Origin of the sequence: Nocardia anaemiae NBRC 100462, from assembly GCF_001612725.1 — a bacterium.
Taxonomy (GTDB): domain Bacteria; phylum Actinomycetota; class Actinomycetes; order Mycobacteriales; family Mycobacteriaceae; genus Nocardia; species Nocardia anaemiae.
In genome coordinates this window covers 36,254-54,689 of the sequence record NZ_BDAZ01000033.1, presented here as the reverse complement: position 1 = coordinate 54,689, position 18,436 = coordinate 36,254, and the positions used below count along the sequence as shown (strand labels likewise).

Below are 18,436 nucleotides of genomic sequence, written 5' to 3'. Positions count from 1 at the left end.
GTGCCGCCCGTCGCACCGCCCGCGGCCTCGGCCAAACCGAATCCGGATGTCCGGCCGACCAGTGCCGACGACGGCATGCCGAAGCCCAACGTAGTTGGCGTCGTCGGCGGTCTGATCGCGCTCGCACTGGCCGGAACCGGTTCCGGCGCAGTGAGTTTCCAGAGCGCATCGGCCGCACAGGCCCGCATCGACGCCGCCCGTGCCGAATTCTTCGGACCGAGGACATAAGGGGGCTTCGATGAGTGAGAGCAGAACGCAAAGCGGACTCCGGGCCTACCGCCGGGTCGCGGCGGCGGTCGACGCGGTATGCGCCGTCGCCGCGGATTCCGATGCGACCACCCTGGAGGAGGTCGTCGCCTCCATTGCCAGCGAGCGGCGCCGCGAGATCGAAATCGCCAGTGCCGAACTGGGTCCCGGCGTCTGCGGTCAGCGCCGGTTCTATCCGGATCGCGATGTCATCGTGCTCGCCGCCGCACTGCCGAGCCGCGACCACACGCTCGCACACGAATTGGGCCATATCGTCTTCGACCACGAGGGTGCGCCCGCGCCGGAGGTGACGCTGGAAGCCAGCGACGATCTCATCGCCTACATGCTCAGTCAGCGGGCGCATCAGCAGATCGTCGACGACGGCGCCGACGAGCTCGCCGAATGGGAGGCCGAAACCTTCGCCGCCATGTTGATGACCCGACTCCGCGTATTCAATAGCCGGGGCGCAGGCGTCTCGGTCCTTCGATTCGATGAGGCGCTGGGATGACCCTCTGGTTGACGGCCATGCTGGTTTGGGTTGCCGCCGGTGCCCGTGTGGGGCGCGTGCTGGTGAAGCCAGCGACGACCGCTCGGGTGGCGATCGTCATCGCGGTCGCGGCGGTCGCGCTCGCCGCCACCGTCGCGGTGCCCGAGATCGCACTAGCGCTGGACAACCTGCTGCCGCGCGGCCTGCACTCGGGCATGCTCTCCGACGGTGTCGTGGCCTCGGCCTGGATCCTCTTCGCGACCGCGACCTCGGTGGTCGCCTCGGCGGCGTGGCCGGTCGTCTCCCGCACCAACCTGCGCCAGATCGCCTTCGTCATCTATGGCCTCGGTGTGCTCGCGGTGGCGGTGAATCTGTTCTGGTCCAACACCTTCGGCTGGATAATCGTCGCGCTCGGCTGTGTATTCATCGTCGTCACCGGTGTGCGCAATCTGGACTGGACCGCCCTGGGCCGCGGTATCGCGATCTACACCGCCGGTACCGCGATCGTCGCGGCGTTGTCTGTGCTGCAGGTACGTCGCGCCTGCACCGATGCGGCCCCCGTGCAGGCGGGTGAACCGGACTGGGGCTGGCCGATCTGGGAGGCGGCCGCGCTGCTCATCGCATTCGGCGCGGTCTGGATCGTGGTGGAGTTGTGGGTGCGCGCGCGAATCCTGTTGCGGCAGATCAAGGTTCTGCATCACATCATGGTCGACCGGTTCCCCGAGGTGGTCGCGCACGAGCAGACGGGTACCTCGACCCAGCTCAAGGCCTCCGATCAGGTCGCCCAGATCATGGATGCGCTGTATCTGCAGTCCGGCGGCGGCGTCGAATTGGTCGCCGCGGGTCCGCCACCGCCACTGGTATCGGCGCGAGCGGACCGAGTCGCGCAGTGGGCGCGAAACCCATTGGGCGATGTAGTAGTCGACGCGCGATGGATTGCTCCGCCCGAGGGGATTAGTCCCCGCGGTTGGGTCCAGGCAATCGCGCGTGCCTACGAAGCGGGTGCCGGAGCTGCTGCCCGAAATTGATCGTGTGCAATCAAAACCGATCAATCGGAAGCATTCTGAAGGACTCGCTCCGGGTATTCAATATGGTTGACATAGCATGGAATCCGGCAAGGCTGATGGACGTGTCGGATTCCATGTGTCTACCGACGTATCCGCACAACTGATTTCGTCACAAGCTGGTCACTGTGGGCGCGCTTTTATCGCAACCATGCGCTCGTCGCCAAGCCCATAATTTTATGGGTGATGCGGACGCGACGAAGTCGAGAAGCAACAATACCCATGACGCAGTACGGTGCGACCCTGTGGGCCGCACCGTACTGCGCTGTGGGAGAACCTATTCGGTACCGTCCGGAGGAATTTCGGGCAGACCTTCACTTGCCCGCAACTTCTCCGCCATGGAGGTGAGGAGGTTCTGTGATTCTTCGGACAGATCGAACGCCCTACTCGACAACCGTCGCAGTCCATAGCCCTGCAGCTGGGACAGCAACTCCAGATCGTGATCGATCTTGGCGGCATAGATGTCGTTGAAGAAGTAGTCCGGCTTGACCTTGAAGAACTTGGCCAGTGCAGCCACCGTTTCGTCCGACGGGTTGGTCCGCTGTCCCGACCGTAACTGCGAGAGGTACGGTTTCGAGATCGGATGCCCGGAGGCCGTCAGCGCAGCCGCAACCTCCGCGTTGGTGTGCGGCTTGCGCCCCGGGGGATGCACGGTTTCGAACAGCTTGTTCAGCCGCGCCGCGAAATCAGCCATTGTGAGCCGCCCAATTCCCTTCGCTGTACTAACAGTCGTTATCTCGGATACGTATCATTGATATTAGCGGCTCAGTAACTGAAAACCTACGCCTGATTCAGGATTTCCTTGAAGCTTCTAGGTGCCGCTCCGGGGAAGTGACTGCGACCGTTGCGTTTGCGGGTCACGCCAACGGCTCTTGAGAAAACGTGGTGTGAACCGGTTCTGGCCCGTCGCGGGGGTCTTCCCCGACAGGTCCATGATAGCGAAAAGATAGCTGATGGGTCATCTAGGCAGCTGTGCTGGGGTTTGTGTGGCGTACGACACGTTTTGGCCACATTGGGATGAACGTTCAACCTTTGGGACAGAATTGGTTGAATCCGCTACAAGCGCTCGATGATGGTGCCTGTCGCCAATGCGCCACCTGCGCACATGAGAACCATCGCGGTGCTGCCACCGGATCGTTCCAGTTCATGCAAAGCCGTTGTGATGAGCCGAGATCCGGTTGAACCGACGGGATGTCCGAGCGCAATCGCACCGCCGTTTACATTTACCCGGTCCATGTCTGGTTTGTGTACAGAGGCCCATGAAAGTGCAACGGCCGCAAAGGCCTCATTGATCTCGAAAAGGTCGATGTCGCCGATATTCATCCCGGAGCGTTCGAGCAGGCGGGTACATGCCTGCACTGGGCCGTCGAGATGGAATTCCGGTTCAGCGCCGACGAGCACCTGGGTCACGATCCGGGCGCGCGGACGCAAACCGGCTCGCTGCGCGGCCTTTTCGTCCATCAGCAGTACGGCGGCCGCGCCGTCGGAAATCTGCGAGGAGGTGCCCGCGGTGTGGATTCCTCCCTCCAGTACCGGTTTCAGCTTGGCCAGACCTTCGAGCGAGGTGTCGCGCAGGCCCTGATCCCTTGTTACGTCCAGCTTTTCGCCGGTGAGCTTGCCTTCCTTGTCGACGGCGGGCGCCGTCACGGTGAGCACCTCGCGGTCGAAGCGACCCTCGGCCCAGGCTTGGGCGGCCAACCGCTGCGAGCGGACGCCGAGTTCATCGAGATCGTCGCGAGTAAAGCCACGCCGCTTGGCAATACGCTCGGCCGCCTCGAATTGGTTCGGCAGGTCGATATTCCAGGAGGCGGGTCGGCGCGGGCCCGCGTTCTCGCCGACGTTGGCGCCCAACGGAACTCGGCTCATCGCCTCCACGCCGCAGGCCATGCCGATATCGATGGCGCCGGTGGCGATCAGTCCGGCGATCAGATGGTTGGCCTGCTGGGCCGATCCGCACTGCGCGTCGATGGTGGTGGCGCCGACCTGCCACGGCAGTCCGGCGTGCAACCAGGCGACCCGAGTCACGTTATTGGACTGTTCACCGGCCTGGGTGACGCAGCCGCCGATGACCTGCTCCACCGATGCCGGATCCAGGTGCGCCTTCTCGAGCAGTCCGCGCTGGGCGAGGCCGAGCAGTTCGGCGGCGTGCAGACCGGCGAGCCAGCCGCCGCGCTTGCCGATGGGGGTGCGAGCGGCCTCGACGATGACGGGTGTGCCCATGTCCAACCTTTCTTTTCGGGACAGAACTGAAACGTGTGTTCGCGCGTGTTGCGACGGAATCTGTCCTGTTCTTCCCTCATTATGCAGCCTATGCTTGAATGATTGTAGAACGTGTTTCAGTTTGTCGAAGGAGACATCTGGTGGTAGACCAGCGGAATGCCCGGCCGAATCTGCCGGATGGGTTCGATGTCACGGACCCGGACATTTATGCCGAGCGTGTTCCGGTCGAGGAGTACGCCGAACTGCGCCGTACCGCACCGATCTGGTGGAATCCGCAGCCTCCCGAGATCGGCGGCTTCCACGACGAGGGCTTCTGGGTGGTGAGCAAGCACGCCGACGTCAAGGAGGTCTCGCGCCGCAGCGATGTGTTCTCCACCTTCGAGAACACCGCGATCCCGCGCTTCAACGACGACATCACCCGCGAGCAGATCGAACTGCAGCGCTTCGTCCTGTTGAACATGGACGCGCCCCAGCACACCAAACTGCGCAAGATCATCTCCCGTGGCTTCACCCCGCGCGTGATCAACGGCCTGAAAGCAGAACTCAAGACCAGGGCCGAGGCCATCGTGAAGGAGGCCGTGGAGAACGGCACCGGCGATTTCGTCACCCAGGTCGCCTCCGAACTGCCGCTGCAGGCGATCGCCGAGCTGATCGGCATCCCGCAGGAGGACCGCAGGAAGGTCTTCACCTGGTCCAACGATATGACCGGCTACGACGATCCGGAGAGCACGGCCGATCCGGTCGCCGCCTCGGCCGAGGTGCTCGGCTACGCCTACCAGATGGCCGCGGCGCGCAAGGAATGTCCGGCCGACGATATCGTGACCAAGCTGATCGAGGCGGATGTCGACGGCGATGAGCTGACCCCGGAGGAGTTCGGCTTCTTCGTGATCATGCTGGCCGTTGCGGGCAATGAGACGACCCGTAATGCGATCACCCACGGCATGGCGGCCTTCCTGGAGCATCCGGACCAGTGGGAGCTGTTCAAAAAGGAGCGTCCGGCCACCGCCGCCGACGAGATCATCCGCTGGGCCACCCCGGTCACCTCGTTCCAGCGGACCGCGTTGGAGGACACCGAACTCGGTGGCGTGCAGATCAAGAAGGGCCAGCGGGTGGTCATGCTCTACCGCTCGGCCAACTTCGACGAGGACGTCTTCGAGAACCCGGAGAAGTTCGACATCATGCGAAAGGACAACCAGCACTTGTCCTTCGGCGGCACCGGCGCGCACTTCTGCATCGGCGCGAATCTGGCGCGCATGGAGGTCGATCTGATCTTCAACGCCATTGCCGATGCCATGCCCGATATCACCAAACTCGGTGATCCCAAGCGGCTGCGCTCCGGCTGGCTCAACGGGGTCAAGGAATTCCGGGTCGACTACAAGGCCTCGGGCTGTCCAGTCGCGCACTGAAGTGCGGGGATCCAGGCTTGTGTCGGCAGCCTGGATCCCCGGCCTTCGGTGACAGACAAGGGCCCCGCACCGGTTTGCCCAAAGCCGGTGCGGGGCCCTTGTTGTGCTGCCCCCGAGGGGAGAGGCAGCGTGCTCAGGTGCTCGGCTTCGCCGTCGCCATGGCGCGGTCGACCTCCCAGAAGGCCCGTAGCGCTGCGATTTTGCCCGATTCGTCGACCTTGTAGGTGAACACGCCCTCGGCATCGATCTGGTGTCCGCCCATCTTGGTGCGGATCAGACCGGTGAAGGCGATCTCGCTACCGCAAGCGAAGGAGTCCCCGAACAGGAACTCGATCGAATCGGTCTTCGCGATCGCCATATCCCAGAAGGCCGCGATGGCCTCCTTACCGCGATGGCCCTTGCCCTCCGGATCGAAACCCGAAGGGCCGATGGGATCTTCGACGATGCCATCGGTTGCGAACAGGTCGACCCAGGCTTGCTTATCCCTGGCCCGCACCGCCGCCTGCGAGGCTAGTCCGGCGGCTCGTGCTGGATGTTCGGAATTACTCATACGCGTGCCTTCGCGACGATGGGTTCCTCGATATTCTTCGCGGCGAAGCGGCGCAGTGACTCCTGTTTGGCCGCCAGCTCACCGTCGAAGCCGATGCCGTCGGCCAGCCACGGGACCACGATCGCATCGGTCACCCCGGCATCGGCCAGATCCTGATATCCGGAGCGCCCGAACTTGTCGATGCACACCGCCTGGATTTCGAAAGGCACACTCGCCCTGCCGAATTCGGCGCGCAGTGTATCCAGCTTGCCGATGGTGGCGCACAGTTCGTCGTAGGTCATCATCGCCGAGGTCCAGCCGTCACCGACCTTGGCCGCCCGGCGCAGTGCGGGCGCGGTGTGGCCGCCGATGTAGAACGGCACCGGTTCGCTCGGCGCCGGGCTCATCTGCAGCGGCTCGAAATCGAAAAATTTCCCGTGGTATTCGACCATGCCGCCGCCGAGTACCAGCTTGATGACCTCGATCATCTCGTCGACGCGGGCGCCACGAGCGACATAGGGCACGCCGCACCATTCGAATTCCTCGGGCGCCCAGCCGATTCCGACACCGAATCCGAACCGGTTTCCGGACAGGTTGGCGACCGAGCCCACCTGGCGCGCGAGCAGCAGCGGATTGCGCGAGCCGAGCTTGAGCACGTTGGTGTAGAAGCGAATGCGGCTGGTCACCGCGGCCATGGCGGTCGCACCGATGAGCGGGTCGACCCACGGTGTGTCTGGACCCCAGAAGCGACTGCCGTCGGGGGTGTAGGGATACTTCGCCGACGCCGACTGCATATAGAACAGCGAATCCGGTAGGGCAATCGAGGAAAAGCCGCACTCCTCAGCGGTTTTCGCCAATTCTGGCAGCTGCTCCAGCGGACTCAGCGCGATTCCGACGGTGAACTTCAACGGGGTCATCAGCTCGGCGGCTCCGAGCCGACCACCCACATCGAGAAGTACTGCGAGCCACCGCCGTACGCATGCCCGAGTGCCTTCTTGGCATTCGCGACCTGATAGTCCCCGGCCCGGCCCATGACCTGCTTGGCGGCCTCGGCGAACCGGATGAGCCCGGACGCGCCGATCGGATTGGAGGAGAGCACGCCGCCGGACGGATTGACCGGCAGGGTGCCGCCGATCTCGGTCTCGCCCTTATCGGTGAGCTTCCAACCGTCGCCCTGCGGGACGAAGCCCAGGTTTTCCAGCCACATCGGCTCGAACCAGGAGAACGGCACGTAGATCTCGGCGACGTCGATTTCGTTGAGCGGGTCGGTGATTCCGGCGGCCTGCCACAGTGCGGCCGCGGCATCCTGTCCGGCCTGTGGATTGACCTGATCGCGTCCGGCGAAGGTGGTCGGCTCGGTGCGCATGGCGGTGCCGTGCACCCACGCGACCTTCTTGCCGGTGGCCTCGACGGCCTTGGCGGCATCCTCGTCACCGATCACCAGGGCACACGCACCGTCGGAGGACGGGCAGGTCTCGTCGAATCGGATCGGGTCCCAGAGCATTTGGGAGGAGAGCACCTTCTCCAGCGTGATATCGGGCTGGTGCAGATGGGCCAGCGGATTCTTCGCGCCGTTACGGCGATCCTTCACCGCGACCATCGCGCCGATATGGCCCGGCGCATTCGATCGACGGATGTAGGAACGCACATGCGGTGCGAAGTAGCCGCCCGCGCCAGCGCCGACCGGCATGGTGAAGGGCACCGGAAATGACAACGCCCACATGGCATTCGATTCCGACTGCTTTTCCCAGGCAATGGCGAGTACCCGCTTGTGCACCCCGGCCTGCACCAGATTGGCGGCGACGATACCGGTGGAGCCGCCGACGGAACCGGCGGTGTGCACACGCAGCAGCGGTTTTCCGGTGGCGCCCAACGCATCTGCCAGATACAGCTCCGGCATCATGACGCCCTCGAAGAAGTCGGGTGCCTTACCGACCACCACCGCATCGATATCGGCAATGGTGAGTCCGGCATCGACGAGTGCACGATCGATTGCCTCGCGGCACATGCCCGCCATGGACACATCGGTTCGTTTCGTCACGTGATGGGTTTGTCCGGTGCCGAGCACCGCAGCGGGAGTACTCATCGGCTCGCCTCCGAATCCAAAACGGCTACCAGGTTCTGTTGCAGCGCGGGACCACTGCTGGCATGAGCCAACGCCCGATTCGCGGTGCCCCCGATAATTGCCTCGGCCGCGAAGCCGATGCGCTCCAGACCCGCAGCGAACATCGGATTGGCGGCGAGTGCGCCGCCGGACGGATTCACCTTGGTCTCGGGCCGCAGGCCGATGGCCTCGGCGAGGATCAGCTGCTGATGGCTGAACTGCGCATGCAGTTCGGCGATATCGAAGCCACTGGTATCGCCGCCGGTAACCGACTGTGCCGCAGCCGAAGTCGACGGGGAAACGGTCAGATCACGGGCACCGAGATTGGGGGTGTCCACCCGATGCGCCATGCCGGTGATCCAGGCCGGACGCTCGCACAGTTCACGCGCCCGATCGCCGACCGCGAGCACAATGGCGGCCGCGCCGTCGGTGATCGGTGCGACATCGTGCGCGCGCAGCGGATCGGCGACATACGGTGCGGCGAGCAGAGTTTCGATATCGCCGGAGTCACCGGCCGCCACCGCCGCCATATCGCGCTCGGTCCAGCGGCCCGCATCCAGTCCGGCCTGCGCCTGTAGACCCGCGATGGACCACGCATCCGGCCACAGCGGAGTGACCAGATACGGATCGAGCTGCATGGTCAGAACCTGGCGCAGTGTACCCGCCGACGACTTGCCGAACCCGTACACCAGCGCCGTCTGCGCCTGGCCGGAGCGGAGTTTCACGAAGGCCTCGTAGAGCGCCCACGCGGCATCCATTTCCACATGCGATTCGTTGATCGGCGGCACCGCGCCGATGGCGTCGACCGCCGAGATGAACGAGAAGGCCCGGCCCGCAAGGTAATCCGAGGAACCAGAGCACCAGAAGTCGATATCTGACTTGGTAATGCCGAGTCGGTCGTAGAGCTGCTGGAAAATGGGCACCAGCATCTCGACACCATTGGTGGTGCCGAAGGTCTCCGGCACATGCGGTGCGTGGGCGAAGCCCACAACCGCGATGTCGCTATCGTTGTTCGTCAACGTGGCCTCTCAGAGGTGGTGCTTGTAGGTCTCGTAGTCGGCATCCGGCTCGCCGGTGGGTCGGAAGTGGTCCACATTGCTGAGCCCGAAGCCCCACTCCTCGCGCGGTTTCCACACCGCCTCCACCCGCATGCCCATCCGCACCTCGCTCGCATCGCATCCGAGCACCAGGTGCAGCACCGGGATATCGGCACCGTCGAGCAGCACATATGCCGCGACGTACGGCGGCTTGATCCGCTGGCCCATGAACGGCACATTCACGATGCAGAAGGTGGTGACGATGCCACGGTCGGGCAGTTCGACGATTTCGTCGGTCGGTCGGCCGTCGGTCGGATTGGCGCCGCGCGGCGGGAAGTACACCTTGCCCGCGGCATCCGTGCGCCCGCCGAGCAGTTTGCCCTCGGCCAGACCGCGCAGGTAGATGGTCTCCTGCGGCGATGCGCTGTGCATGTAGTGCAGGTCGACCGGGGTGATGAGCACCTCGACCGGCTCGACGTCCGCGCTGGATTCTGCGGGCACGGTGGAGGTCTCGCCCGGTTCGAAGCAGGCGATGTCCTTGATGCTGCCGATGGTCTCGTCGGCCCAACGCGCGACCACGCGCAGTCCGGTGTGGATGTCCTCGGGTGTGGAAACATCGACGGCGTGCAGCAGCGTGGTGTCCGCGCCGTCGAGCTTGATCAGTGCCCAGGCGAACGGGCGGTCGAACGGCTGGCCCGGCAGCGGCTCGCGCACGAAGGTCCACGACTCGACGGTGCCGGTATCGGCCACATCGACGAATTCGGTCAGCCGTGCGGAGGTGACCGGATCGTATTCCGGCGGCGGCACCAACACCCGCCCGTCCGAGCCGCGCACACCGACGATCCGGCGGGCGCGCAGCTCGCCGAGGAAGGTGCCGATGGTCGGTCCGACCGATCGCGTGTAGTCGAATTGCACCCGCAGGGGTGCGCTGAGTACATCGGGTCCCGTGTTCAAATTCGACCCTCTCTCATCCGTGATTGTGCCGGATGCGGTATTCCCCTGAGTCACGATATCGAGTAGAACAGGTTCTTATTCTGCTGGCAAGAAGTTGTGTGGAAAGAGGCCTCCCATGAAGTTCGGATTGCAACTCGGGTACTGGATGGCGCAGCCGCCGCAGAATGCCGGTGAGTTGGTGGTCGCCGCCGAGGCGGCCGGTTTCGATGCGGTCTTCGCGGCCGAATCCTGGGGGTCGGATGCCTTCGGGCCGCTGATGTGGTGGGGGTCGTCGACGAATCGGGTGCGGCTCGGCACCTCGGTGGTGCAGATGTCGGCGCGCACGCCCGCCGCGACGGCCATGCACGCGCTGACCCTGGATCATCTCAGTGGCGGCCGGGCCATCCTCGGGCTCGGCGTTTCCGGGCCGCAGGTGGTGGAGGGCTGGTACGGGCAGCCGTTCGCCAAACCGTTGCAGCGCACAAGGGAGTACGTCGGCATCATTCGCCGCATCCTGGAGCGGCAGGCGCCGGTCACCAATGATGGACCGCAATACCCACTGCCCTACACCGGGCCGGGCGCCACCGGACTCGGTAAGCCGCTCAAGCCGATCGTGCATCCGCTACGAGCGGATTTGCCGATCTGGCTGGGCGCGGAGGGGCCGAAGAATGTGGCGCTGACGGCCGAGATCGCCGACGGCTGGCTGGCGATCTACTACGCGCCGCGGCTGGCCGGAATGTACAACGACTGGCTCGACGAGGGCTTCGCCAGGGCCGGGGCGCGGCGTTCGCGGGAGGATTTCGAGATCGCGGCGAGCTGTCAGGTGGTGATCACCGACGATCCCAAGAGCGAGCTGGAGCGGATGCGCTGGATCATGGCGCTCTATATCGGCGGCATGGGCGCACCCGAACTGAATTTCCACGCTCAGGTCTACCGGCGGATGGGTTATGAGCGCGAGGTGGACGAGATCGGCAGGCTGTTCCAATCCGGGAAGAAGGCCGAAGCCGCCGCGATCGTGCCGGATGAGCTGATTCTGGATACCTCGATCATCGGCGACGAGGAGCATGTGCGTAAGCAACTCGGGGTCTGGGAGGCCGCGGGTGTCACCGAGATGCTGGTGTCGGTTCCAGATATCGAGCAATTGCATCGGCTCGCACCCCTTGTACAGATGTAGAACACGTTCTAGATTCGTAGGGGTGACGCAGCAGTCAGCAGAAATTCTCGGTCTCTGGAACATCGCGAACGCGGAACCCGATCGGATCGCATTGGTGGATCCATCCGGCCGCGAGGTGAGCTATCGCGAATTGGCCACGCTCGCAAACCGATACGGCACCGGATTGCGGGCGCTGGGCCTGCAGCCCGGCGACGTGCTGGTCAGCATGGTGCACAACTGCGTCGAGGCAGTCGCCGCCTACTTCGCTGCCTATCAGGCCGGGCTGTACATCGTCGCAGTCAACTGGCATCTGACCGGCCCGGAGGTCGCCTATATCCTCGCCGACAGCGAGGCCAAGGCCTTCATCGCCAGCGACCGGTTCGCCGCCGCCGCGATCGCCGCTGCGGATGAGGCCGGGCTGCCCGCCACCGCGCGCTTCGCGGTCGGTGAGATCGAAGGCTTCAAGTCGGTGTCGTGGCTTGGTGCCGCCGATACCGGTCGCCCCGACAACCGGACCACCGGTGCGCCGATGCTCTACACCTCGGGAACCACAGGGCGCCCCAAGGGCGTTCGGCGTCCGCTCACCGGCACCGACCCGGATGTGGTACCGCCGCATTCACCCGCATTCTTCGGCCTGTTCGGGCTGAAGCCCTACGACGATCACGTGCACATCTGCGGGTCGCCGCTGTATCACACGGCCGTGCTGAACTTCGCGACCATCTCGATCCAGTTGGGGCACAAGGTCGTTCTGATGGATCGCTGGGACGCCGAGGAAATGCTGCGGCTCATCGAGAAGCATCGGGTCACGCACAGCCATATGGTGCCGACCCAATTCCACCGTCTGCTCGCGCTGCCCGCCGATGTGCGCGCCAAGTACGACGTGTCCTCGTTGCGCAGCATGGTGCACGGTGCGGCCCCCTGCCCCGCCGAGACCAAGCGGCAGATGTTGGAGTGGTGGGGCCCGACCGTCACCGAGTACTACGCGGCCACCGAGGGTGGCGGCACGGTGATCAGCGGCACCGAATGGCTGCAGAAGCCCGGTTCGGTCGGCAAGGCCTGGCCCTGGTCGGTGATCAAGGTGCTGAGCGAGGAAGACGGTTCCGAAGTTCCCGCGGGCGAGACCGGTCTGGTCTATATGCGCATGGGTGCGTCCAGCTTCGAATACCACCACGCCAAGGAGAAGACCGAAGAGTCAAGGGTCGGTGACCTTTTCACGGTCGGCGATATCGGCCACCTCGACGAGGACGGCTACCTCTACCTGCACGACCGCCGCTCCGACCTCATCCTGTCCGGCGGTGTGAACATCTATCCGGCCGAAATCGAGAACGTACTGACCACCCACCCGAAGGTCGAAGATGTCGCGGTCTTCGGTCTACCCCACCCGGATTGGGGCCAAGAGGTCAAGGCCGTCGTCCAGCCGGTCGCGGGCGTCGAAGGCAACGACGAACTCACCGCCGAACTACTGGCCTACGCCGCAACCCAATTGGCGAAATACAAAATCCCCCGCTCCATCGACTACCTAGACGAACTCCCCCGCGACCCCAACGGCAAACTCTACAAACGCAAACTCCGCGACCGCTACATCCCGGCCTAACCCCCGCCGCTCCCTCCGCACAGGCACCGCAATCAGCGGTGCCTGCGCTGGTCTGCTTGCCCCCTGACCGCGCGCCAGGGATCGCTGTCGCATACCCACTGACTGTCGCGCACAGGGCATACGCTATGCGCAATAGCCACTGCTTGTGCGAAAAGCTCCCAGTCTGTGCGTGGCGGGGTGCGGGCCTCCGCTGGTCTGGCCGGGCTGCACCGTCGTTGTCATCACTTGTGCCGCAGACGTTTTCGCGCCCTGCGGACGGACTTGCGCGGCATGTGTTGCTGTCGCACATCCAGTGACTATCGCGCAGAGGCTATACGTTGTGCGCGATAGCCACTGCCTGTGCGGGAGGCTCACACATCGTGCGACATGCTCGGAGGGTATGCGAGACGGTCGCGGGCGCCCGCCGAAACGGGCGTCGTAGTCGGCGAGGTTGCGCACCAATCCACCGTCATCGCTCTCTGTTGGGGATCGCTTGTGTCCGAATGCTTCTCGCAGCCGCGCCGCTGTCTCGACATGGGCAGGATCGGTGATGGTCAACGCTTTCGACCACGCTCTGCGGTGAGTGGCGACGAGCAGTCCTTCGCAGCGGGCGGTGACGGTATCCAGATCGGCATGAACGTCGATCATCCGGCCGATCACGGTCGGGTCGACCGAGTAGTCGTTGCCTAGAACCCGCAGGTAGTAGTCCCGCGGCAACCGGGCCCGGTGGGTGAACCCGACCGCAGGGCTGATCGGCGGCAACGCTGTCATCGCCGCCCGGTCGGTGGCGATCAACTCGGCTGGGCTGGCGGCGATGCGCCGAACGTGTCGAGTGTTCGCGATCGGCAGCCACTCGGTGAGCTGGGTGTTGAAATCGGTTGGTGAATCGAATGACCGGCCTGGCAGGAACGAGGTTTCCAGATAGCCGTTGACGCGTTCGACGATGCCCTTCGATTCCGGGTCGAACGGTTTGCACTGGATGATGCGGGTGGCCAGCATCCCGGTGAACGCGGCCACCCCGGCCGCCAGATGCCCGCCCTTGCCGATACCGGATTCGTTGTCCCACAACAATCTTCGCGGCACCTTGCCCAACTGTCCCGACAGCAGCGACCACATCCCGGCCAGCAGATCCGCCGTCGTCCGCGTCGGGATCATCATCGCGGTGATGAACCGCGAGAACGACGCCACGATCACCAGAACCGGCGGTGTTCCGATCTGCCCGGCGCCCAACGGAATCGGTGTCGGCGGGAACCACAGATCACACTGCGCCTGATCACCAGGTCGATACTCAAGCCGATCAGCTGGATCCTTCGGCGCGTACTCCGGGCGCAGCTCGGCGACCTTCTTACGAAACCACGACGCCGACCCCGACCAGCCCACCCGCTCGGCGATCACCGCCGCCGGCATCACCGGGAACTCCGCCAACAACGCCCGCACCAGCGGCTCGAACTCATCGAACGCCGAGGGACCCGCCACCCGCTGATACCGCGGAGGCGAGTCCGACTTGATCGCCCGCGAAACCGTGTCCCGCGAGATCCCCAACCTGGTCGCGATCGCCCGCATCGACAGGCCCTCGCTCGCATGGAGATACCTGATCTGCGCCCAATCCTGCACTGAGATCACCCTTCCGATCGTGGATGGGTGGCCGATTTTCAAAGAGCGCTAGTGGCCAGGTTTTCGAAGAGCGCTGACAGGCATCGAGCTGCTATCGCATACCCAGTGGCTATCGCGCAGAGGGTATACGTTGTGCGCGATAGCCATTGCTTGTGCGGGAAGCTCATACGCTGTGCGTGGCGGGCGCGCGGTTACCCGGTTCGCCGTCTGCGCGACAGCCGCAGGCGCTGCGCGGCGTTCACCGGGAGTGCAGGACGGCGGCGCGTGTCCGCGGTCGGGTCTGCGCGCCTCGGCTGGCCGGTTCGCCCCTTCGCTCAGCTGTCCGTTGCGGATTTGTCTTGTTCGTCCACAGGTCCGGCCTGCGCGCGGCCTCCTGGTCACCTCGCCAGATGCTGTCGCATATCCAGTGACTATCGCGCACAAGGTATACGTTGTGCGCGATGGCCACTGCTTGTGCGGGAGGCTCACAGGCTGTGCGTGAGGGGGCGTGTGTGCGCTGGTTCGGTGTGGTTGGCACGGTTTGGTCTGGAGTGCTTCAGGGTTGGCTGTTCTTCGCGGGGTTCGGATCGTTCGTCCGCTGGCCCGGACTACCTGCCTCTCGTCGGGTCTGCTCGGTCGTCGGGTCGGCTTCCTCGCCGGGCCTGGTCGTCGGTTTTGCTTCCTCGCCTGGCCTGCTGGTCGAGCTTGCCTCCTCACCCGGCCTGGCCGTCGGGTCTGCTTCCTCGCCTGGTTTGCTGGTCGGGCTTGCTTCCTCGCCTGGCTTGGTCGTCGGTTTTGCTTGCTCGCCTGGTTTGCTGGTCGGGCTTGCTTCCTCGCCTGGCTTGGTCGTCGGTTTTGCTTGCTCGCCTGGCTTGCTGGTCGAGCTTGCTTCCTCGCCTGGCTTGGTCGTCGGGTCTGCTCCCTCGCCTGGCCTGCGCGTCGGGTCTGCTTCCTCGCCGGGCCTCCTCGCCCGGCCTGCTCCCTCGCTCGGCAACCCTCCCGCCCAACCGACCGCCGTCTCCTCTGCCAACCCTCCCCATCCCCGGCGCGGCGGAACACCCTCCCCTTCAGGCAGTTTCGCGCAGCTCCGGGGCCAAGCCGAAGAGGGGGAACAGCTTTTCGGTGTCGAGGAAGAAGTTGAGTCCGGCGATCGAGTCGCCATCGAGTTCCAGCACCGTGATGGACCATGGCACCCAGACGCCCGGTTCGGTTTCACTCGGCTTGTAGTGGCCGAAGGCGGGCAGGCCGTTGGCGCCTTCCAAGCGGATCATGCGGGAATCGCGGCAGCCTTTGCCGTGGCCGAGCATGAACGCGGCCACGTTCTCGGGGCCCGAGACCCACAGTTCGATCGGCGGCATGGACAGTGCCACATCGGTTTTCAGCAGGGTGGTCAAGGTGTCCATGTCATAGGCCTCGAAGGCCTTGACGAAATTGTCGACGAGTTTGCGTTGATCGTCATCGGATTCGTCATAGGTGTCGGTGGCCGTGGGCTGCACCTTCGACATGGTGGCCCTGGCCCGTTGCAGTGCGCTGTTCACCGAGGCGGGCGACATGGTGAGCGCCTCGGCCGTCTCGCTGGCCGAGAACCGCAGCACTTCGCGCATGATCAGAATGGCGCGCTGGGTTGCGGGCAGATGTTGACAGGCCGCGACGAAGGCCAGCCGCAGTGTGTCCTTGGCCGAGGCGTGCTCGGCCGGATCCGACCCGAATGCCAGTGCGTTCGGGATCGGTTCGATCCAGACGTAATCCGGCTGCGGCATCGGCATCGGCGAATCCGGTCGCGACGGACCGGACAGATCCATCGGCCTGGCCCGCCGTTGTGGGCCGTCGAGCATATCGAGGCAGACATTGGTAGTGATCTTGTATAGCCAGGACCGTAAGCTGGCGCGACCCTCGAACGAGTCGTAGGACTTCCAGGCGCGGGTGAAGGTTTCCTGTACCGCGTCCTCCGCTTCGAAGGACGAGCCGAGCATGCGATAGGCGTACGCGCACAGTTCCCGCCGGTGTCCTTCGAAGGAATCGAGGACGTCCGGGGTGAGGCCGACGGAGTCGTTCATGGGTGTCACCCTGCCACAGCCCACCGACACATTCGAGACCCGAAATGGCTCTACCTGCAGCTTCAAGATCATCGACAGATGTGTTCGGCCACACAGCGCCTGGAACCGATGAGTTTCGCGTGCTCGCACCGTCACTACATAGAAGCCGCCGAAGCCGACGTAAGGGATCCCGCATGCCCAGCAAGATGATCTTCATCAACCTTCCCGTCGCCGACCTGGGCCGGTCCAAGGACTTCTACGAGGCGATCGGCTGGAAGGTGAATCAGGACTTCACCGATGACAATGCCGCGTGCATCGTCATCGACGACAATATCTGCGCCATGCTGCTGACCAAGGATTTCTATTCGACCTTCAGCAAGCGCCCGATCGCCGACACGATCGCGACCACCGGCGGCGCGTACGCGTTATCCCTGGCCAGCGCACAAGAGGTCGACGCACTGACCAATGCCGCCCTGGCCGCGGGTGCCACCGAGGAAATCAACGACGACCGCCGCGCCCAGGAAGCCCAGGTCGGCATGTTCGGCCGCACCTTTATCGATCCGGATGGCCACCAGTGGGAGCCTTTCTGGATGGACTACCCCGGCAACTGATCCATCCGACGCCGATCGAATGGTGGCCCCAGCGATCCGGGTACCACCAGTCGCCCCGCACTCGGCCGTTCGGCCCATGTTGGCCGTCGATCCGTGACGACTGGTCGGCCGTGTCGGTCAGGCGATCCGTGTTGGCTGGTCGATCGGCGTCGCCAGTCGGGCCGCGTTGACCAGTGGGTCTGTGTCGCCGGTCGGCCGTGTCGGCCAGTCGGGCCGTGTTGGCTGGTCGGTCCGTGTTGGCTGGTCGGTCCGTGTCGCCAGTCGGCCGTGTTGGGACGCGGCCTTCGTGCCCAGCCAGCCGCCCAGAGTCGGCCTTCCGAAGGTGGTTCGATGCCTTCGGTGACGACGTGCTCGCCGACCACCATGCGGTGACGATTGCGAAACTGGTGCGTCGAGGGGAGATCGGTGCGGCCGAGGCCGCCGAGACGGCGTGGGCGCGGGCCGCGCTGCGTGCCTTCGACCGGCCAGTCGGTCCGATCCGTGTCGGCTGGTCGGTCCGAGTCGTCGGTCGACCCGCGTTGGCCAGTCGACCCGTAACGGCCGGTCGATCCATGACGGCCGGTCGACCCGCCTCGGCGCGAACCTAGCTCAGCTCCCGGTAAAAGTCGGCTTGCGCTTCTCCGCGAAGGCCTTCGGGCCTTCCTTGGCATCGGCCGAACGGAAGACTGCCATGCCGAGTTTGGCCTCGATCTGGAAGGCGTCCTCTTCCGGCATGGCCTCGGTCTCCCGAATGGTGCGCAGAATCGCCTGCACCGCGAGGGGGCCGTTGGCCGAGATCTGCGCGGCGAGTTCGAGGGCCTTGTCCAATGCGGTGCCGTTCGGGACCACATGCCCGATCAGTCCGATCTCCTTGGCCTCGGCGGCGGTGATGTGCCTGCCGGTCAGCAGAATGTCCGCGGCGACGGTGTAGGGGATCTGGCGGACCAGCCGTACGGCCGAGCCGCCGAGCGGGAACAGACCCCAACGGGCTTCGGACACACCGAATTTCGCGCTTTCGGCGGCCACCCGGATATCGGTGCCCTGCAGGATTTCGGTGCCACCGGCGATGGCAGGGCCCTCCACCGCCGCGATCAGCGGTTTGGTGAGTCGGCGGCCCTTGAGCAGCGCCTCCAACTTGGTGGGATCGAAGCTGCCCGCATTGTCGCCGGGGTGCTGTGCGGTCATCGCCTTGAGGTCCATGCCCGCACAGAACGCACCGCCCGCACCGGTCAGAATCGCGACGCGGATATCGGGATCGTTGTCCACCTGGTCCCAGGCGTCGCGCATGATCGCCATCATCTCGGCCGAGAGGGCATTGCGGGCCTCGGGCCGATTCATCGTGACGATGAGGACGTGATCGCGCTTCTCGACGAGGCAATCTGGCATTGCTGTTTCTCCTGACTTTCCAGGGGGCGGCAGGTCGGCGGATTCGGCCGGGCAGCCAAATTCGGCCTTGTCAGAAACA

At 64.7% G+C, this 18,436-nt stretch carries 16 protein-coding genes and 2 pseudogenes; 8 read left to right on the top strand and 10 right to left on the bottom strand.

The annotated features are described in order from the left end of the window. The 3 genes and pseudogenes from NA5_RS41355 to NA5_RS20765 form a co-directional block, all read left to right on the top strand. Window positions 1-228: pseudogene (locus tag NA5_RS41355) on the top strand (hypothetical protein); the annotation flags it as partial. Window positions 229-238: 10 nt separating this feature from the next. After that, window positions 239-754, top strand: a complete 516-nt coding sequence (locus NA5_RS20770; RefSeq protein WP_062988544.1) for an ImmA/IrrE family metallo-endopeptidase — start codon at window positions 239-241, stop codon at window positions 752-754. Continuing rightward, window positions 751-1,761 (top strand): hypothetical protein, encoded by a 1,011-nt coding sequence (locus NA5_RS20765; RefSeq protein WP_062988541.1) that lies wholly within the window; start codon window positions 751-753, stop codon window positions 1,759-1,761. Before NA5_RS20770 ends, NA5_RS20765 begins: the two co-directional genes overlap by 4 nt. Window positions 1,762-2,074: 313 nt before the next feature. Here NA5_RS20765 and NA5_RS20760 read toward each other — a convergent pair whose 3' ends face one another. Both NA5_RS20760 and NA5_RS20755 read right to left on the bottom strand, forming a co-directional pair. After that, window positions 2,075-2,491 carry a helix-turn-helix domain-containing protein gene (locus NA5_RS20760; RefSeq protein WP_011207048.1) on the bottom strand — a complete coding sequence of 139 codons (417 nt, stop codon included), beginning with the start codon at window positions 2,489-2,491 and terminating at the stop codon, window positions 2,075-2,077. Between the two features lie 362 nt (window positions 2,492-2,853). Then, window positions 2,854-4,017 (bottom strand): steroid 3-ketoacyl-CoA thiolase, encoded by a 1,164-nt coding sequence (locus NA5_RS20755; RefSeq protein ID WP_062988539.1) that lies wholly within the window; start codon window positions 4,015-4,017, stop codon window positions 2,854-2,856. A 98-nt stretch (window positions 4,018-4,115) separates the two neighbouring features. Here NA5_RS20755 and NA5_RS20750 point away from each other — a divergent pair, with 98 nt between their 5' ends. Next, the gene (locus NA5_RS20750; protein WP_062988537.1) at window positions 4,116-5,423 is read left to right on the top strand and encodes a cytochrome P450; all 1,308 of its coding nucleotides are present in this window, start codon (window positions 4,116-4,118) and stop codon (window positions 5,421-5,423) included. A gap of 133 nt (window positions 5,424-5,556) precedes the next feature. Here NA5_RS20750 and NA5_RS20745 read toward each other — a convergent pair whose 3' ends face one another. Genes NA5_RS20745 through NA5_RS20725 form a run of 5 tightly spaced genes read right to left on the bottom strand, consistent with a single transcriptional unit; the run spans window position 5,557 to window position 10,047 of the window. Beyond that, complete coding sequence (locus NA5_RS20745; RefSeq protein ID WP_062988535.1) at window positions 5,557-5,973, bottom strand: nuclear transport factor 2 family protein; 417 nt, start codon at window positions 5,971-5,973, stop codon at window positions 5,557-5,559. Further along, a complete protein-coding gene (locus NA5_RS20740; RefSeq protein WP_062988556.1) occupies window positions 5,970-6,860 on the bottom strand; it encodes a TIGR03619 family F420-dependent LLM class oxidoreductase in 891 nt (296 codons plus the stop codon). The genes NA5_RS20745 and NA5_RS20740 overlap by 4 nt, the downstream gene beginning before the upstream one ends. Window positions 6,861-6,868: 8 nt before the next feature. Continuing rightward, complete coding sequence (locus tag NA5_RS20735; protein ID WP_062988533.1) at window positions 6,869-8,038, bottom strand: thiolase family protein; 1,170 nt, start codon at window positions 8,036-8,038, stop codon at window positions 6,869-6,871. Next, window positions 8,035-9,075, bottom strand: coding sequence for a thiolase family protein (locus tag NA5_RS20730; RefSeq protein ID WP_062988530.1), 1,041 nt, complete (start codon window positions 9,073-9,075; stop codon window positions 8,035-8,037). The genes NA5_RS20735 and NA5_RS20730 overlap by 4 nt, the downstream gene beginning before the upstream one ends. Window positions 9,076-9,084: 9 nt before the next feature. After that, complete coding sequence (locus NA5_RS20725) at window positions 9,085-10,047, bottom strand: Zn-ribbon domain-containing OB-fold protein (protein ID WP_062988528.1); 963 nt, start codon at window positions 10,045-10,047, stop codon at window positions 9,085-9,087. A gap of 115 nt (window positions 10,048-10,162) precedes the next feature. Between NA5_RS20725 and NA5_RS20720 the strand changes: the two genes are divergently transcribed. Together NA5_RS20720 and NA5_RS20715 are read left to right on the top strand one after the other, a co-directional pair. Further along, a complete protein-coding gene (locus NA5_RS20720; RefSeq protein WP_062988526.1) occupies window positions 10,163-11,200 on the top strand; it encodes an LLM class F420-dependent oxidoreductase in 1,038 nt (345 codons plus the stop codon). A 22-nt stretch (window positions 11,201-11,222) separates the two neighbouring features. Beyond that, the gene (locus NA5_RS20715) at window positions 11,223-12,773 is read left to right on the top strand and encodes an acyl-CoA synthetase (RefSeq protein ID WP_062988524.1); all 1,551 of its coding nucleotides are present in this window, start codon (window positions 11,223-11,225) and stop codon (window positions 12,771-12,773) included. A 402-nt stretch (window positions 12,774-13,175) separates the two neighbouring features. Here the strand turns inward: NA5_RS20715 and istA are convergent. After that, window positions 13,176-14,366, bottom strand: a pseudogene (gene istA, locus NA5_RS20710) (IS21 family transposase); the annotation flags it as partial. Window positions 14,367-15,412: 1,046 nt separating this feature from the next. Beyond that, entirely contained in the window at window positions 15,413-16,402 is a 990-nt protein-coding gene (locus NA5_RS20705) for a sigma-70 family RNA polymerase sigma factor (RefSeq protein ID WP_062988522.1), read from the bottom strand. Window positions 16,403-16,575: 173 nt separating this feature from the next. On the opposite strand from NA5_RS20705, the gene NA5_RS20700 reads away from it, so the two are divergent. Together NA5_RS20700 and NA5_RS20695 are read left to right on the top strand one after the other, a co-directional pair. Then, entirely contained in the window at window positions 16,576-16,992 is a 417-nt protein-coding gene (locus tag NA5_RS20700; protein ID WP_062988520.1) for a VOC family protein, read from the top strand. A 368-nt stretch (window positions 16,993-17,360) separates the two neighbouring features. After that, the gene (locus tag NA5_RS20695) at window positions 17,361-17,579 is read left to right on the top strand and encodes a hypothetical protein (protein WP_157110546.1); all 219 of its coding nucleotides are present in this window, start codon (window positions 17,361-17,363) and stop codon (window positions 17,577-17,579) included. Window position 17,580: 1 nt separating this feature from the next. Here NA5_RS20695 and NA5_RS20690 read toward each other — a convergent pair whose 3' ends face one another. Continuing rightward, complete coding sequence (locus NA5_RS20690; RefSeq protein WP_062988516.1) at window positions 17,581-18,357, bottom strand: crotonase/enoyl-CoA hydratase family protein; 777 nt, start codon at window positions 18,355-18,357, stop codon at window positions 17,581-17,583. Window positions 18,358-18,436: the final 79 nt, after the last annotated feature.

Bases quoted from the DNA above. Each gene is read 5' to 3' on its own strand.
- NA5_RS20770 (WP_062988544.1), top strand. From the start codon at position 239: ATGAGTGAGAGCAGAACGCAAAGCGGACTCCGGGCCTACCGCCGGGTC.
- NA5_RS20745 (WP_062988535.1), bottom strand. From the start codon at position 5,973: ATGAGTAATTCCGAACATCCAGCACGAGCCGCCGGACTAGCCTCGCAG.
- NA5_RS20755 (WP_062988539.1), bottom strand. From the start codon at position 4,017: ATGGGCACACCCGTCATCGTCGAGGCCGCTCGCACCCCCATCGGCAAG.
- NA5_RS20720 (WP_062988526.1), top strand. From the start codon at position 10,163: ATGAAGTTCGGATTGCAACTCGGGTACTGGATGGCGCAGCCGCCGCAG.
- NA5_RS20735 (WP_062988533.1), bottom strand. From the start codon at position 8,038: ATGAGTACTCCCGCTGCGGTGCTCGGCACCGGACAAACCCATCACGTG.
- NA5_RS20765 (WP_062988541.1), top strand. From the start codon at position 751: ATGACCCTCTGGTTGACGGCCATGCTGGTTTGGGTTGCCGCCGGTGCC.
- NA5_RS20750 (WP_062988537.1), top strand. From the start codon at position 4,116: ATGATTGTAGAACGTGTTTCAGTTTGTCGAAGGAGACATCTGGTGGTA.
- NA5_RS20690 (WP_062988516.1), bottom strand. From the start codon at position 18,357: ATGCCAGATTGCCTCGTCGAGAAGCGCGATCACGTCCTCATCGTCACG.
- NA5_RS20705 (WP_062988522.1), bottom strand. From the start codon at position 16,402: ATGAACGACTCCGTCGGCCTCACCCCGGACGTCCTCGATTCCTTCGAA.
- NA5_RS20700 (WP_062988520.1), top strand. From the start codon at position 16,576: ATGCCCAGCAAGATGATCTTCATCAACCTTCCCGTCGCCGACCTGGGC.
- NA5_RS20760 (WP_011207048.1), bottom strand. From the start codon at position 2,491: ATGGCTGATTTCGCGGCGCGGCTGAACAAGCTGTTCGAAACCGTGCAT.